The sequence below is a fragment of the Pseudomonas sp. SMV7 genome, assembly GCF_052041995.1.
Classification (GTDB): domain Bacteria; phylum Pseudomonadota; class Gammaproteobacteria; order Pseudomonadales; family Pseudomonadaceae; genus Aquipseudomonas.
Genome location: NZ_JBKGGT010000007.1, coordinates 24,578 through 38,061 on the forward strand (window position 1 = coordinate 24,578; position 13,484 = coordinate 38,061).

A 13,484-nucleotide genomic window follows, 5' to 3' on the forward strand; every position below is an offset into this window, starting at 1 on the left:
GCGTCACTACAACGCCGCCCAGCAGTCAGATGTCGTATTGCAGGACATTCTCGACACTGCGCACGCCGAGTTTGTTTTCCACGGTTTCGCGGACTTTGTCGTAGACGAAGTTGTTGAGCGTAAGTACGGCCATGCCGGCGTAGTATTGGGATTTCTCCAGCTTCCACTGGATACCCAGGATGTCGTCATCGAGTTTCGGGGCAGACGCCTGAATGCAGCTCACCACCATAACCACATCGTTTTTTTCGGTTTCGACACAGGCAGCCATGCCGACCATGCCACGGGCCTTGTTCTTGCGTTTGTGGTCGATGATCTTGGCGTCATGTTCGACAGTGGTCAGCTTGTCGAACGCCAACTTCGCCAAGCTCCCCAGCTTGGTACCGCCCAGCATCGCAGAACCCGCCGCACCGATCACCCGTATGGCAACAGCGCCTACGGTGACGGACAGTTCCGCCGAAGTTTCCAGCTCGAAACTACGCCGCGGGATGGTGAAGCCGAGGTCACGCATGACATCGACGAACTTGTCGTACCATTCGCGGCTCTGCGTTTCGGCATCGAAGGCTTTGTCGGCCACCAAGGTGGCGAAATGGAACGCGTTCTTTACATCATGACGGCTTTGCGCCGACATACCTGCGCCACAGGCCAGCAGGTTGCCTTCAACCAGAATGGCGGCGTCGCTGGTGGTGATTTGCTTTTCATCGGACATGCGGAAACTCCTTTGTGGTTACCTTCGGTTCAGGGGCAACCACCTAGCCAGCGCGCTGGCGATACAGCGCACTGAAGGGTTTCCGCAGCAATCAGCTGGCCGAGGGGTACCAGCGTGGCGTGTAGGCCCACACCCCGCCAGTCAGGCGAGGAAACATGCAGGTTGTAGAGGAGCCCACCAACACCATGGTGCGCATGTCGACCATTTCCGGCACCAGCTCGGCCAAGGTGACTACCTTCAGCGTCTGCCCCGGCCTACCAATGTCGCGGCCAAGGACTACAGGCGTGTTCCCGTCACGGTGCCGACGTACCACCTCCAGCGCCACGCCGAGCTGATGCGGCCTGGCTTTGGAAATCGGATTGTAGAACGCCAGCACCAGGTCGGCCTGCGCCGCCAGGTCCAGACGCTTTTCAATGATCGACCAGGGCTTGAGGTTGTCCGACAGCGACATCACGCAGAAGTCATGCCCCAGCGGCGCCCCTGCCTGCGCAGCCGTCGCCAGCGAAGCCGACACCCCCGGCAGGATCTCGAGGTCCACACGGTGCCAGGCCAGGTCCCGGGACTCATGCAGTGCTTCAAGTACCGCAGCTGCCATGGCGAACACGCCCGGGTCGCCCGACGACACCACCACCACTGAACGACCCTGGGCCGCCAGCTCGAAGGCATGCCGGGCGCGCTGCATCTCTTCGCGGTTGTCGGTGCAGTGCAGCACCTGATCGTCACGGAACGGGCCGGCCATGCGCACGTAGGTCTCGTAGCCCAGCACATCTTCGGCACGCGCCAGCTCGGCCTTGACCGCCGGGACCATCAGCTCGGCAGCGCCCGGCCCCAGGCCGATCACCGCCAGGCGGCCACGCCGGCGGCCAACCCGCGCCACCTCGACCGGTGCAGGTGCCACCGCGATGACCATGTCGGCCACCTCGATCAGTTGTGCATCGGGCAATGCTTCGGCCACCATGCTGGCCACAGCCTGCGGCTTGGCGGCAAAACGCAACGCAACGCCCAGCGCCTGCGCGGCCTCGTGCAGTGCGCTATCGGCCATGGCCTGCTCATCCGCCAGGACACAGGCCAGCGCTGGCTCGGCGATACCGGCCTGCCGCAAGGCGTCGCGAATGCCGTGCAGATCGCCACCTGCCACACCGACTACCACTGAGCGCGGGTGAATCAGCAGTTCGTTGCGGTCGGCTGGACGCGTCTGATGTCCCACATGGATGGTGCGCCGGGCCTCGTCACTGGCAGGCAGCTGTGCCTGCTGCAACCACGGTGCATCCCCCTCGATGCGCACCGTTTCACCCGCCAGCAGGTCGGAAACAAAGCGCTTGCCTTGCTCGATATCCGCCAGCGCGTAGCCCTGCGGCGGGCTCAACAGGCAGGTACCGAAACGCAACTCACCACTGGTGGTAATCGCCGCAGCAACGCCCAACGCTTCGCCGATTTCGCGCGCCATCCGGTTCACGCCAGCCAGGCCACCGAGCAGCGGCACCACGGCGCTGCCGTCTTCAGCCACCGCCAGGACCGGTGGTTCCACGCCCTTCTCACTGAGCAGGCTGGCCAGGCTGCGAATCACGATCCCTGCGGCGCACAGGGCAATGATCGGCGTGTCCTGCAGGTACAGCGCACGCAGGGTATCGCCGAACGCACTGTAGGAACGGTCGGCGCCTTCGACCCGGCCCTCGAGGCCGTGGATCGACGCCTGTGGATAACATTGCCGGATACGCTGCGCCGTGGCCAGGCTGCCCTGGCCCAGAATGACGATCGCCGGAACCTTGTGCGTGTTCAGCCCTGCCATTTTTCACCCGGTACGATGATCAGCGAGAAGTATGGCGACGACTGCGGGTCGACCTGGTCCAGCGGCACGATCTTCTGGTTGGCCATGGTCGCCCGCTCGACATACAGCGCGCGGCCGTCCAGGCCCAGTTCAGCCAGCACCGCGCGCACCTTGGGGAAGTTGCGGCCAAGCTTCATGATCACCGCCGCATCGGCGTCGGCCAGGCGACGCCGAAGCTCCTCGGCGGGCAACACGCCAGACAGCACCGACAGGCTCTGGTTGCGATACACCAGCGGCGCGCCCAGTACCGAGGCACCACCGAGCATCGAACAGACGCCGGGAATCACTTCGGCCTGGTAACGCTGCGCCAGGCGGTCGTGCAGGTACATGTAGGAACCGTAGAAGAACGGGTCGCCTTCGCAGATCACCGCCACGTCGCGGCCGGCATCCAGGTGCTCGGCCACTTGTACGCTGGCCTCGTCATAGAAGTCGCTGATCACCTGTTCATAGGACAGCGGCGCCGGCAGGGCTTCGGTAGTGACCGGGTACACCAGCGGCAGTAAGGTCTGCTCGGGCTGCAGGTGCGCCTCAATGATGCCGAAGGCATTGCCGCGCTTGCCCTTGGCCACGAAATAGCCGACCACCGGCGCTTCACGCAGCAGGCGCAGGGCTTTCAGGGTAATCAGTTCCGGGTCACCAGGGCCTACGCCCAGGCCGAGCAGACGTCCACGCGGCGCCATCATTCCACCTCCGTGGCCAGGGCGTTGACCGCAGCGGCGGCCATCGCACTACCGCCCAGGCGGCCCTGCATGATCACGAACGGCACGCCACGGCTGTCGGCGGCGAGCATCGCCTTGGACTCGGCGGCGCCGACGAAGCCGACCGGGAAGCCGAGGATCAACGCCGGCTTGGGGGCGCCAGCGTCGAGCATTTCCAGCAGGTAGAACAGTGCAGTGGGGGCATTGCCGATCACCACCACGCTGCCTTCCAGGTACGGTCGCCAGAGCTCCAGGGCCACGGCGGAGCGGGTATTGCCGGCGTCTTTCGCCAGGCCCGGCACGCTCGGGTCGCGCAGGGTGCAGATCACTTGGTTGTCCGCTGGCAGGCGCGCCCGGGTGATGCCTTCGGCCACCATGTGCGCATCGCACAGGATCGGCGCCCCCTTCTGCAGCGCTTCGCGCCCGGCGCGGCCGGCACCCTCGGAGAACTGCAGGCCTTCGATGGCCTCGACCATGCCGCAGGCGTGGATCACCCGCACGGCGAGCTTTTCGAGGTCTGCGGGAATCCGCTCGAGTCGGGCTTCCTCACGGATGATCCGGAAGGAATTGCGATAGATCTCCTGGCCATCGCGGATGTAGTCAATCATCAAGGTGCTCCGTCGGCAGGTCGAGCATGGCGCCTGCTTCATTCAAGGTAAGGTCGGTGGCGCGTAATGCGCCGAAGCCCGGCTGGCTTGCGTCACGCAGGTACAGGTCATAACGGCCGGGCGAGCGGGCCAGCAGGGTGGCCGGGGCAACATGGGCCACGGCGCAGGATCGGGGGCAACCGGACAAATGCACGCTGCCGGGCGCGCCCGGGCCGAGCAGCGCGGCCAGGGTCACAGCGTCGGCCTTGGTTTCGCCAAGCGCCTTGGCGCAGCCACTGCTGCCGGTACAGGCGCGGATACGCGCAAGCGGCTCCTGGTCGTGGCACAGCAGACCCAGGGCGGACAGGGCGGCCTGGGCCTGGCTGACGGCATGCGCCTGGACATTGGTCAGCACCAGGCTCTGCCAGGGGCTCAAGCGCAGGCTGCCATCGCCCAGTTCACGGGCGACACGGGCCGCCCCGCGCAGCATGGCCGGGGTCAGGCGGCCCTGCGGCGGGGCAACGCCCAAGGCCAGGCCCTGCGCCTGGGGCAGCACACCCAGCCACGAGGCGTTGTACGCTTCACGTCGCCAGCCGAGCACGGCGGCATCGCGGCGGATGGCCAGGCCAAGGCCGTCGATGAAGTCGCCTGGTGTATACACTTCGAGCAACTGGCGCATGCGCGAGTGGGCCGGGGTGGCCAGGTCGAGGAAGCGTTCCAGCACGGCACGCACCAGTATCAGGCCCTGCTCCAGTGGCACCGCGCCGAGCACCTGGCCGTCAGCCGGGCAGCCGGCCAGGCCGAACGCCAGCCAGGCCTGCTGCTCCAGGTGCAGGGCCGACAGCCACAGGTCATGAGGATGTTCGAGCATGGCCAGGCGCTCGCCGGCATCCAGCTGCACGGCGAACTTGGCCGACAGCTGATGAAAGCGCGGGGTACCTTCCAGCAGGCCGAGGATCTGCCCGGCCAGCGGCCGAGCGTCCAGCAGCATGGCCGGATCGTGGCCAGCCAGCGGGCTGAGCATCAGGTTACGCACATCGTCGCCGGCGGCCTCACGCGGGCCCAGGCCGGCTGCGAGCAAGGTCTCGACCAGGCCGTGGTGGTCGCTGCCGATGCCGCGGATCTGCAGGTTGCCGCGATTGGTGGCCTCGATCACACCGCCGGCGAAACGCTCGGCTGCCATCGCCACCGCGTCGGCCTGGTCGGCCAGTAACAGGCCGCCCGCCAGCTTGATGCGGCAGATACCGCCATCCCGGGCACTGACGATACGCCACAACCCCGGACAAGCCGAGGGGCGGGGCGCTACATGGGAGGTATGGGGCTGCGTCAATGGGGCATCCGGCAGTCTGTGAAAATGCGCTTGAGTGTAGAAGGCGCGGTATTATGCCTGCTTTGTCCGGCGGCATGAAAAGCCGGTGGTCGCGCATCATTCGAGTTTGCGCTGAAATTCTTGGGGCGCGCAGCGGCCTCCAAGATCCTCAAGAGGTATACATGGCACCCTGGCTGACAGTAGTAGGCATCGGCGAAGACGGCTTCAGCGGCCTGGGCAAGCAAGCCCGGCGTGCACTGCTGGGCGCGGCACGGATCTTCGGCAGCCCGCGCCAGCTGGCCCTGCTGCCGCGCTGCGTGGCCGGCGAGCGGCTGGGCTGGCCGAGCCCGTTCTCCCTCGCCCCGGTGCTGGCCCTGCGCGGCGAGCCGGTGTGCGTACTGGCCAGCGGCGACCCGATGTTCTACGGCGTCGGCGCCAGCCTGGCGCGCCAGGTGCCTGACGCAGAAATGCACGTGCTGCCGATGCCCTCCTCATGCGCCCTGGCCGCCGCGCGCCTGGGCTGGCCATTGCAGGACGTGGAGGTGCTGTCACTGGTCGCCCGGCCGCTGTCTGCACTGAATGCCCAGCTGCACGGTGGCGTGCGCCTGCTGGTGCTGAGCAACGACGGCGACAGCCCGGCGGCGATTGCCGCACTGCTGCGCGAGCGTGGTTTCGGGCCAAGCCGGCTACGGGTGTTCGAGCATCTGGGCGGGGCAGCAGAGCGTGAATTATCCGGCTCCGCCGAGGATTGGCCACATGCCCAGGTCGCTGCGCTCAACCTGGTGGCCATCGAATGCCGGGCTGCCCCCCACGCCCCTCGCCTGCACCGCCTCGCCGGGCTGCCGGACACCGCCTTCCGTCACGACGGCCAGCTGACCAAGCGCGATGTCCGCGCCATCACCCTCGCCCGCCTGGCGCCACAGCCCGGCGAACTATTGTGGGACGTCGGCGCGGGTTGCGGCTCGGTCGGTATCGAATGGATGCGCGCCCACCCCGCCTGTCGCGCCTTGGCCATCGAGGCCGACGAGGGTCGCCAGGGCTTTATCGAACACAACCGCGATGCACTCGGGGTTCCCGGCCTGCAACTGGTCCGCGGCAAGGCCCCGGCGGCCTTGCAAGGCCTGGAACAGCCCGATGCCATCTTCATTGGCGGCGGCGTCACCCGCGCCGGCGTGCTCGACCTGTGTTGGGCAAGCCTGCGCCCCGGCGGTCGCCTGGTAGCCAACGCAGTGACCCTGCAGAGCGAACTGGCCCTAGCGCAGTTTCGCGAACGCCTCGGCGGTGATCTGACCCGCCTCCACGTCGCGCATGCCCAGCCACTGGGCGCCTTCGACACCTGGCGCCAGGCACTGCCGATCACCCTGCTGGAGGTCGTGAAGCCCGCCGATGCGTGAAGAAACCCGTGAACAGCCTGCGCCCCTGCGCAGCGGCCTGACCACCGGTAGCTGCGCCACCGCCACCAGCCTGGCGGCCGCGCGCCTGCTGCTGAGCGGTACAAGCAGCGATGCGGTGAGTATCACCCTGCCCAAGGGCAAGGTAGTGCAGATGCGCCTGGAGTTCTGCCGGCTGAACGGTGACAGCGCCGAGGCAGGCACGCTCAAGGATGCCGGCGACGACCCGGACGTGACCCACGGCGCCCTGCTCTACAGCCAGGTGCGCCTGCTGGACGAAGCGGGCATCCGCTTTGTCGCCGGCACCGGTGTCGGCACCGTGACCCGCCCGGGGCTGGTGCTGGCCGTGGGTGAGCCGGCCATCAACCCGGTGCCACGGCGCATGATCAGCGAACACCTGCAAAGCCTGGCGGACGAATGCGGCTATGCCGGTGGCTTCGAGGTCACCGTCAACGTGCAGGGCGGTGAGCAGTTGGCGCTGAAAACCATGAACCCGCGCCTGGGTATTCTCGGCGGGCTGTCGATCCTCGGCACCAGCGGCATCGTCCGGCCGTTTTCCTGTGCGGCCTACATCGCCTCGATCCACCAAGGCATCGACGTCGCCCACACCAATGGCTACACGCACATTGCCGCGTGCACCGGCAACGCCAGCGAAGACACCATGCGCCGGGTCTATGGCCTGCCGGAAATTGCCCTGATCGAAATGGGTGACTTTGTCGGCGCGGTGCTCAAGCACCTGCGCAAGGTGCCGGTAGCGCGCCTGAGCCTGTGTGGCGGCTTCGGCAAGATCAGCAAGCTGGCGGCCGGGCACATGGACCTGCACAGCCGCCACTCCAGCATCGACTTGCCGCAACTGGCCGGCTGGGCTGCAGACATCGGTGCTGACGAAGCGCTGCAGGCGGCAATCAGGGCTGCCAATACCAGCCAGCAGGCCCTGGCGCTGGCGCATGCCGCTGGCATTGCACTGGGCGATGCGGTGTGCACCCATGCCCTGGCCTTCGCCCGCAGCGTCGTACCGGCCCAGGTGCAGGTGGAAGTGTTCGCCATCGACCGCCAGGGCGGCATCGTCGGCCAGGCGGGTGTGCAATGAACCGGCGTATCCTTCTACTGGGCGGCATCACCGAGGCCTTGGCCCTGGCCCGCCGCCTCGGCCCGCAGCACGTCTACAGCCTGGCCGGCATCGGCCGGGTGCCGCAGGACCTGCAATGCCAGGTTCGGGTGGGCGGCTTTGGCGGTGCCGAGGGCCTGGCGGGTTACCTGCGCGCGGCGGGCATCAGCTTGCTGATCGATGCCACCCACCCCTATGCCGCGCAGATCAGCCGCAATGCTGCCTTCGCGGCACGCAGTGTCGGGATCGCCTGCTGGGCATTGCGTCGCCCGGCCTGGCAGGCACAACCGGGGGACGACTGGCGCGAGGTTGACGACTGGGCCGGGTTGATCGACGCCCTCAAGCCGTTTCGCAGGCCGCTGTTCACCCTGGGGCGTGAGCCGCTGCAGCACCTGGCTGAAATTCCGCCCGGGCAGTTCTGGACCTTGCGCGCGCTGGAAGCGTGCCCTGGCAACGAGCGCTGTGAAGTGATTGGCGCGCGTGGGCCGTTCCATATCGATGATGAGCGGGCCTTGTTCCAGCGTCGTGGCATCGATGTGCTGATCAGCAAGAACAGCGGCAGCGTGGCGACCGAGCCAAAGCTGGAGGTAGCGCGGGAGCTGGGCCTGCCGGTGCTGGTGCTGAAGCGTCCGGTGCTGCCTGGTGTAGACCGGGTATTCGAATCGCTACCTGGCCTGGCCGCAGCACTCGACCTGTAGGAGCGTCACTCTTCAGAAGAAGTCCTACAGCCATTTCGGGCTTTTCTTTCAAGGCTTCGGCTGGCCCTCCGCCGCACTGTTGCCATAAACTCGCCTTCTCCCTCTGGAAGGCGCTACCCATATGGACATGCAATGGTGGATCTGGCTGGTCTTCGGCATCGCGCTGATGCTGCTCGAACTGGTTCTGCCGACGTTCTTCATCCTCTGGTTCGGCATTGGTGCCGTACTGGTTTCGCTCATTTCGCTGGCTGCTCCCGGCCTGCAGCTGGACATGCAGGTGCTGCTTTGGGTGCTGCTTTCGTCAGTCACCACGGCGCTATGGTTCAAACTGTTCCGGCGCAAGCCGGACGTGCGCTGGACAGCAGACAGCGTGATCGGTGAAGTCGGGCTGGTGACTGCTGCCGTCTCGGAGTTCCACAAAGGCCGGGTACGCTTCCAGAAGCCGATACTCGGCAACGAAGAATGGACCTGCATCGCCGACAGCGAGATCGCCGCCGGCGAGCGGGTACGCCTTACCGCCATCGAAGGGAATACCGCCCGGGTCATCCGGGCCTGAACCTGTATCAAAAGGAATTGCGCACCATGACCAGCCTCATCGTCGTCGCCGCCATCGCCCTGTTCGTCCTGATCACCGTGTTCAAGGGGGTGCGAATCGTGCCCCAGGGCGAGGAATGGATCGTCGAGCGCCTGGGCCGTTACCACAGCACGCTCAAGCCCGGCCTGAACATCGTCATTCCCTACATGGACGTGGTCGCCTACCGCCTGCCGACCAAGGACATCATCCTCGATGTGCAAGAGCAGGAAATCATCACCCGGGACAACGCGGTGATCGTCGCCAACGCCCTGTGCTTCGCCAAGGTGGTCGACCCGCAGAAGGCCTCCTACGGCGTGCAGAACTTCTCGTTCGCCGTCACCAGCCTGACCATGACTTCGCTGCGCGCCATCGTCGGTGCCATGGACCTGGACGAAGCGCTCTCCAGCCGCGAGCAGATCAAGGCGCGCCTGCGCGAGGCCATGTCCGAGCAGACCGAAGACTGGGGCGTGACCGTGCGCTCGGTGGAAATCCAGGACATCAAGCCGTCCGAGAACATGCAATTGGCCATGGAGCGCCAGGCGGCCGCCGAGCGTGAGCGCAAGGCCGACGTGACCCGCGCCGAAGGGGCCAAGCAGGCTGCGATCCTCGAGGCCGAAGCCCGCCTGCAGGCGGCCAGGCTGGATGCCGAGGCGCAGGTCAGCCTGGCCGAAGCCTCGGCACGGGCGATCACCCTGGTCAAGGACGCGGTGGGCAACGAGACCGTGCCGGCGATGTACCTGCTGGGCGAACGTTATGTCGGGGCCATGGAAAACCTGGCGGGCAGCAGCAATGCCAAGGTGGTGGTGCTGCCGGCGGACCTGCAAGAGACCGTGCGCGGGTTGATGGGGCGTGGCAAGGCTTGAACAGGCCGGGGGCGCTTGGCGCCCCTTCGCGACACCAGGCCGCTCCCATCAGGACCGTGCATGTTTGACCATGCGGCGATTCTCTCCGCGACACCATCCGCCTGCGTCACTTCACCGCACCCCGTCATTTTTACCTATACTCGGCCGTACAATAGCCACCACGATTCCTGACCGGATCTCTCCATGCCCCCACGTCGGCACATCGCCTGGATAGCCTGCCTCGCAGTGCTGTTCAACCTGCTGGCCATGCCGCTGTCCTCTGCTGCGCCCAAGGGCCCGGCCGAACAGCTGCTGTGGGGGGCTTTCTGTTCCAGCATGGCCAACAAGGCCAAGGTCGACGTTCAGGCCCTGGCCAAGATCGACCTCGGCCCGCAGAACGACGACAGCGCCAGCCTGATGAATTGCTGGTGCTGCTCTGGCGCCGCGCCGCTGCTGGCCCTGCCTGGCTACTCACCGCAGTTGCACAACCCGCCGACACGCTTCGCCGGGCTGCCGCCACCTGCCGCCGATAATCAACCCACGCCGCGCCAACTCTGGCCGGCAATCAACCCCCGTGCCTCTCCGCTGGCCTGAGTTCAACACGCTGTCTGCCTGAACCTGAACAGAAACGGAGATTCACCATGCTCAAGCACGCCCTCGTCATGGCCGCCCTGCTGCTGCCCGGCGCCTTTGCCAATGCCCACGAATACAGCGTGGGCGACCTGCATATCGCCCACCCCTGGTCGCTGCAGTTACCCCCCAACGCGCCCAACGTCGCGGCGTACTTCGTGGTGCACAACAATGGCCAGGCCGACGACCGCCTGCTCGCTGTCGACAGCCCGATCACTGACGACGCGCAGCTGCACGAACATGCCATGAGTGCCAGCGGCGCGATGAAGATGCAGCAGGTACCCAGCGTGGTGGTGCCCGCCGGCAAGGACCTGACCTTCGCCCCCAGCGCCTACCACGTGATGCTGATGCAGCCCAGGGACCGTAGCCTGCTCAGCGATGGCAAGCGCTTCCCGCTGACCCTGCACTTCGAAAAGGCCGGCGACATCACCGTTGAAGTGGCGGTGCAGAAGCAGGCGCCAGCGGACCCGCCCCAAGCCCACCAACACGCGCACTGACACCCGCTGACAGGCACTCGCCATGAGCCTGCCGCGCCACAGCTCCAGCCGTACCACCCGCCCTGAACACAGGCGCGCCGGTGGCGTATGGCTGAGCCTGTTCGCCATGTGGATGATCTTCATCGGCCCGCTGATTTCCCAGTCGATGCCGATGGACCACCCTGCCGGCATGAGCATGCCGATGGACATGCCAATGGCGGCAGGCCATCAGCATGCTGGCGACACCCATCACGGCCAGGCTGGCGATGGCCAGCTGCATGTGATGTGGGAAAAGTGTGGTTATTGCAGCCTGTTGTTCAACTGCCCGGCCCTGCCGCAGGCCCTCAGCCCGCTCTGCGCCGGCAGTGTCGTCCCCTCCCCCCAACTGCTCGCTCCCACGCGCCAGGGGCATGCCCGGCAGGCTGTATTCCCCGGCGCGCGCAGCCGCGCCCCGCCCTTTTCGATCAACGTCTGACCGTATTTTTTTGCACGGAGCCAGGCGGCTTCGTGCTGACTCATGACTGATCGACTGGAATCATTATGTCCGGCTGCACCCCTGTTTTTGCCTTGTCCCTGCGCGGGGCCCTCGCCGCCGTGTGCGGCTCGCTGCTTGCACCCATGGCCATGGCCGCCGAGCCCGGCCATGAAGGCCATGCCCACGACGCACCTGAGCTGAGCCCGACGGTCATCACCGCCGTGACCCCGAGTTCGCCGCTAACCGTGGTCACCAACCCGAAAGACCCGCGCCAGCCGGTGCCGGCCAGCGACGGCGCCGACTATCTGAAAACCATCCCGGGCTTTTCCGCCATCCGCGCCGGTGGTACCAACGGCGACCCGGTACTGCGTGGCATGTTCGGCTCGCGCCTGAACATCCTCACCAATGGCGGGCTGATGCTCGGCGCCTGCCCGAACCGCATGGACGCGCCCACTTCGTACATTTCACCGGAAACCTACGACCGCCTGACCGTGATCAAAGGCCCGCAAAGCGTGATCTGGGGGCCGGGAGGCTCGGCAGGCACGATCCTCTTCGAGCGCGAGCCGGAGCAGTTCGGCAGCCTCGGCAGCCGGGTCAACGCCAGCCTGCTGGCCGGCTCCAACGGCCGCTTCGACAAGGTTCTGGACGCCGCCGCCGGCAACCGCCAGGCCTATGCCCGCTTCGTCGGCAACCAGTCGCGCTCGGATGACTACCACGACGGCAGCGACAACACCGTGCCATCCCGCTGGGACAAGTGGAACGGCGATGTCGCCCTCGGCTGGACGCCCGACCAGGACACCTTGCTGGAGCTCACCGCCGGCAAGGGCGACGGTGAGGCCCGCTATGCCGGGCGCGGCATGGACGGCTCGCAGTTCAAGCGCGAAAGCCTGGGGCTGCGCTTTGAAAAGTCCAACCTCGGCGAGGTGCTCGACAAGGTCGAGGCGCAGGTCTACTACAACTACGCCGACCACGTGATGGACAACTACAGCCTGCGCACACCGTCGGGCAGCGGCATGATGGGCATGCCGATGGTCAGCAACGTCGACCGCCGCACCCTGGGCGCGCGCCTCAAGGCCACCTGGCGCTGGGCCGACGTGCAGCTGATCGGCGGCATCGACGCGCAGACCAACGAACATCGCAAACGCGGCGGCATGGGTGTTGACGCGCACAAGGGCCAGGCCTGGACCAAGGACGCCGACTTCCACAACTACGGCGCCTTTGGCGAGCTGACCTGGTACGTCAGCAGTGAAGACCGCCTGATTACCGGTGCCCGTCTGGACCGCGCCTCGGCCCGCGACTTCCGCGCAAACAGCGCGACCAACGGTGACACCCGCGCCGAAACCCTGCCGAGCGGTTTTGTCCGCTACGAGCACGACCTGGCAGCCATCCCGGCCACCACCTATGTCGGCCTTGGCCATGCCCAGCGCTTCCCCGACTACTGGGAGCTGTTCTCGCCCAAACTGGCACCACCCGGTGCAGCCAATGCCTTTGACGGTATCAAGCCAGAGAAGACCACCCAGCTCGACTTCGGTATCCAGTACCGCACCGAGCGCCTTGAGGCCTGGGCTTCGGGCTATGTCGGACAGATCCGCGACTACATCCTGTTCGACTACCGCAGCGGCATGATGGGCATGAGCACTTCGCAGGCACGCAACATCGACGCCCGCATCATGGGTGGCGAACTGGGGGCGGCCTACCAGCTGACCGACAACTGGAAGGCCGACGCCACCCTGGCCTATGCCTGGGGCAAGAACAGCAGTGACGGCACGGCACTGCCGCAGATGCCGCCCCTTGAAAGCCGCCTGGGCCTGACCTACAGCCGCGAGGTGTGGAGCGTGGGGGCACTGTGGCGGTTGGTGGCGGCGCAGAACCGCATCGCCGAGAACCAGGGCAACGTGGTCGGCAAGGACTACGACAACAGCGCCGGCTTCGGCGTGTTTTCGCTCAATGGTGCCTACAAGGTCAGCAACCACCTCAAGCTCAGCGCCGGGGTCGACAACCTGTTCGACAAGACCTACGCCGAGCACCTGAACCTGGCCGGCAACGCCGGGTTCGGCTACCCGGCCGCAGACCCACAACCGGTGACCGAGCCAGGCCGGACGTTCTGGACCAAGGTCGATTTCAGCTTCTGACAACAACCACGGGCGCAACCTGGTGTTGCG

At 66.3% G+C, this 13,484-nt stretch carries 14 protein-coding genes; 9 read left to right on the top strand and 5 right to left on the bottom strand.

Going from position 1 to position 13,484, the window contains the following annotated elements; all coding sequences use genetic code 11:
• Window positions 1-25: 25 nt before the first annotated feature.
• From ACLEJP_RS10760 to cobG, 5 genes are all read right to left on the bottom strand, one after another.
• Window positions 26-706, bottom strand: a complete 681-nt coding sequence (locus ACLEJP_RS10760) for a hypothetical protein (RefSeq protein ID WP_440806302.1) — start codon at window positions 704-706, stop codon at window positions 26-28.
• 91 nt (window positions 707-797) lie between these two features.
• Window positions 798-2,495, bottom strand: a complete 1,698-nt coding sequence (gene cobJ / locus ACLEJP_RS10765) for a precorrin-3B C(17)-methyltransferase (RefSeq protein WP_440806304.1) — start codon at window positions 2,493-2,495, stop codon at window positions 798-800.
• Entirely contained in the window at window positions 2,483-3,217 is a 735-nt protein-coding gene (locus tag ACLEJP_RS10770) for a precorrin-2 C(20)-methyltransferase (RefSeq protein ID WP_440806305.1), read from the bottom strand. Before ACLEJP_RS10770 ends, cobJ begins: the two co-directional genes overlap by 13 nt.
• On the bottom strand, window positions 3,214-3,840 hold the full coding sequence (locus tag ACLEJP_RS10775; RefSeq protein WP_440806307.1) for a precorrin-8X methylmutase: 627 nt from the start codon (window positions 3,838-3,840) through the stop codon (window positions 3,214-3,216). The genes ACLEJP_RS10770 and ACLEJP_RS10775 overlap by 4 nt, the downstream gene beginning before the upstream one ends.
• Window positions 3,833-5,164, bottom strand: a complete 1,332-nt coding sequence (gene cobG / locus ACLEJP_RS10780; protein WP_440806588.1) for a precorrin-3B synthase — start codon at window positions 5,162-5,164, stop codon at window positions 3,833-3,835. Before cobG ends, ACLEJP_RS10775 begins: the two co-directional genes overlap by 8 nt.
• Before the next feature lie 146 nt (window positions 5,165-5,310).
• Here cobG and cbiE point away from each other — a divergent pair, with 146 nt between their 5' ends.
• The 9 genes from cbiE to ACLEJP_RS10825 all read left to right on the top strand — a co-directional run bounded on the left by cbiE (window position 5,311) and on the right by ACLEJP_RS10825 (window position 13,454).
• The gene (cbiE, locus tag ACLEJP_RS10785; protein WP_440806310.1) at window positions 5,311-6,522 is read left to right on the top strand and encodes a precorrin-6y C5,15-methyltransferase (decarboxylating) subunit CbiE; all 1,212 of its coding nucleotides are present in this window, start codon (window positions 5,311-5,313) and stop codon (window positions 6,520-6,522) included.
• Complete coding sequence (locus ACLEJP_RS10790; protein ID WP_440806312.1) at window positions 6,515-7,609, top strand: cobalt-precorrin-5B (C(1))-methyltransferase; 1,095 nt, start codon at window positions 6,515-6,517, stop codon at window positions 7,607-7,609. Before cbiE ends, ACLEJP_RS10790 begins: the two co-directional genes overlap by 8 nt.
• On the top strand, window positions 7,606-8,325 hold the full coding sequence (locus ACLEJP_RS10795; RefSeq protein WP_440806315.1) for a cobalt-precorrin-6A reductase: 720 nt from the start codon (window positions 7,606-7,608) through the stop codon (window positions 8,323-8,325). The genes ACLEJP_RS10790 and ACLEJP_RS10795 overlap by 4 nt, the downstream gene beginning before the upstream one ends.
• 121 nt (window positions 8,326-8,446) lie before the next feature.
• Window positions 8,447-8,881, top strand: coding sequence for an NfeD family protein (locus ACLEJP_RS10800; RefSeq protein WP_440806318.1), 435 nt, complete (start codon window positions 8,447-8,449; stop codon window positions 8,879-8,881).
• 26 nt (window positions 8,882-8,907) lie between these two features.
• A complete protein-coding gene (locus tag ACLEJP_RS10805) occupies window positions 8,908-9,762 on the top strand; it encodes an SPFH domain-containing protein (RefSeq protein WP_225779396.1) in 855 nt (284 codons plus the stop codon).
• Between the two features lie 183 nt (window positions 9,763-9,945).
• Complete coding sequence (locus ACLEJP_RS10810; RefSeq protein ID WP_440806319.1) at window positions 9,946-10,335, top strand: DUF2946 domain-containing protein; 390 nt, start codon at window positions 9,946-9,948, stop codon at window positions 10,333-10,335.
• Window positions 10,336-10,382: 47 nt separating this feature from the next.
• The gene (locus ACLEJP_RS10815; protein ID WP_440806320.1) at window positions 10,383-10,868 is read left to right on the top strand and encodes a copper chaperone PCu(A)C; all 486 of its coding nucleotides are present in this window, start codon (window positions 10,383-10,385) and stop codon (window positions 10,866-10,868) included.
• Between the two features lie 22 nt (window positions 10,869-10,890).
• Window positions 10,891-11,322: a DUF2946 domain-containing protein gene (locus ACLEJP_RS10820; protein WP_440806322.1), complete on the top strand. Its 432-nt coding sequence runs from the start codon at window positions 10,891-10,893 to the stop codon at window positions 11,320-11,322.
• Window positions 11,323-11,387: 65 nt separating this feature from the next.
• On the top strand, window positions 11,388-13,454 hold the full coding sequence (locus ACLEJP_RS10825; RefSeq protein ID WP_440806323.1) for a TonB-dependent copper receptor: 2,067 nt from the start codon (window positions 11,388-11,390) through the stop codon (window positions 13,452-13,454).
• The last annotated feature ends 30 nt before the right edge of the window (window positions 13,455-13,484 follow it).

What these genes read in the sequence shown, in the direction of transcription:
- ACLEJP_RS10815 (WP_440806320.1), top strand. Translation starts at nt 10,383, where the DNA reads ATGCTCAAGCACGCCCTCGTCATGGCCGCCCTGCTGCTGCCCGGCGCC.
- ACLEJP_RS10760 (WP_440806302.1), bottom strand. Translation starts at nt 706, where the DNA reads ATGTCCGATGAAAAGCAAATCACCACCAGCGACGCCGCCATTCTGGTT.
- ACLEJP_RS10805 (WP_225779396.1), top strand. Translation starts at nt 8,908, where the DNA reads ATGACCAGCCTCATCGTCGTCGCCGCCATCGCCCTGTTCGTCCTGATC.
- ACLEJP_RS10770 (WP_440806305.1), bottom strand. Translation starts at nt 3,217, where the DNA reads ATGATGGCGCCGCGTGGACGTCTGCTCGGCCTGGGCGTAGGCCCTGGT.
- ACLEJP_RS10810 (WP_440806319.1), top strand. Translation starts at nt 9,946, where the DNA reads ATGCCCCCACGTCGGCACATCGCCTGGATAGCCTGCCTCGCAGTGCTG.
- ACLEJP_RS10820 (WP_440806322.1), top strand. Translation starts at nt 10,891, where the DNA reads ATGAGCCTGCCGCGCCACAGCTCCAGCCGTACCACCCGCCCTGAACAC.
- ACLEJP_RS10800 (WP_440806318.1), top strand. Translation starts at nt 8,447, where the DNA reads ATGGACATGCAATGGTGGATCTGGCTGGTCTTCGGCATCGCGCTGATG.
- ACLEJP_RS10790 (WP_440806312.1), top strand. Translation starts at nt 6,515, where the DNA reads ATGCGTGAAGAAACCCGTGAACAGCCTGCGCCCCTGCGCAGCGGCCTG.
- cbiE (WP_440806310.1), top strand. Translation starts at nt 5,311, where the DNA reads ATGGCACCCTGGCTGACAGTAGTAGGCATCGGCGAAGACGGCTTCAGC.
- ACLEJP_RS10795 (WP_440806315.1), top strand. Translation starts at nt 7,606, where the DNA reads ATGAACCGGCGTATCCTTCTACTGGGCGGCATCACCGAGGCCTTGGCC.
- ACLEJP_RS10775 (WP_440806307.1), bottom strand. Translation starts at nt 3,840, where the DNA reads ATGATTGACTACATCCGCGATGGCCAGGAGATCTATCGCAATTCCTTC.
- ACLEJP_RS10825 (WP_440806323.1), top strand. Translation starts at nt 11,388, where the DNA reads ATGTCCGGCTGCACCCCTGTTTTTGCCTTGTCCCTGCGCGGGGCCCTC.
- cobJ (WP_440806304.1), bottom strand. Translation starts at nt 2,495, where the DNA reads ATGGCAGGGCTGAACACGCACAAGGTTCCGGCGATCGTCATTCTGGGC.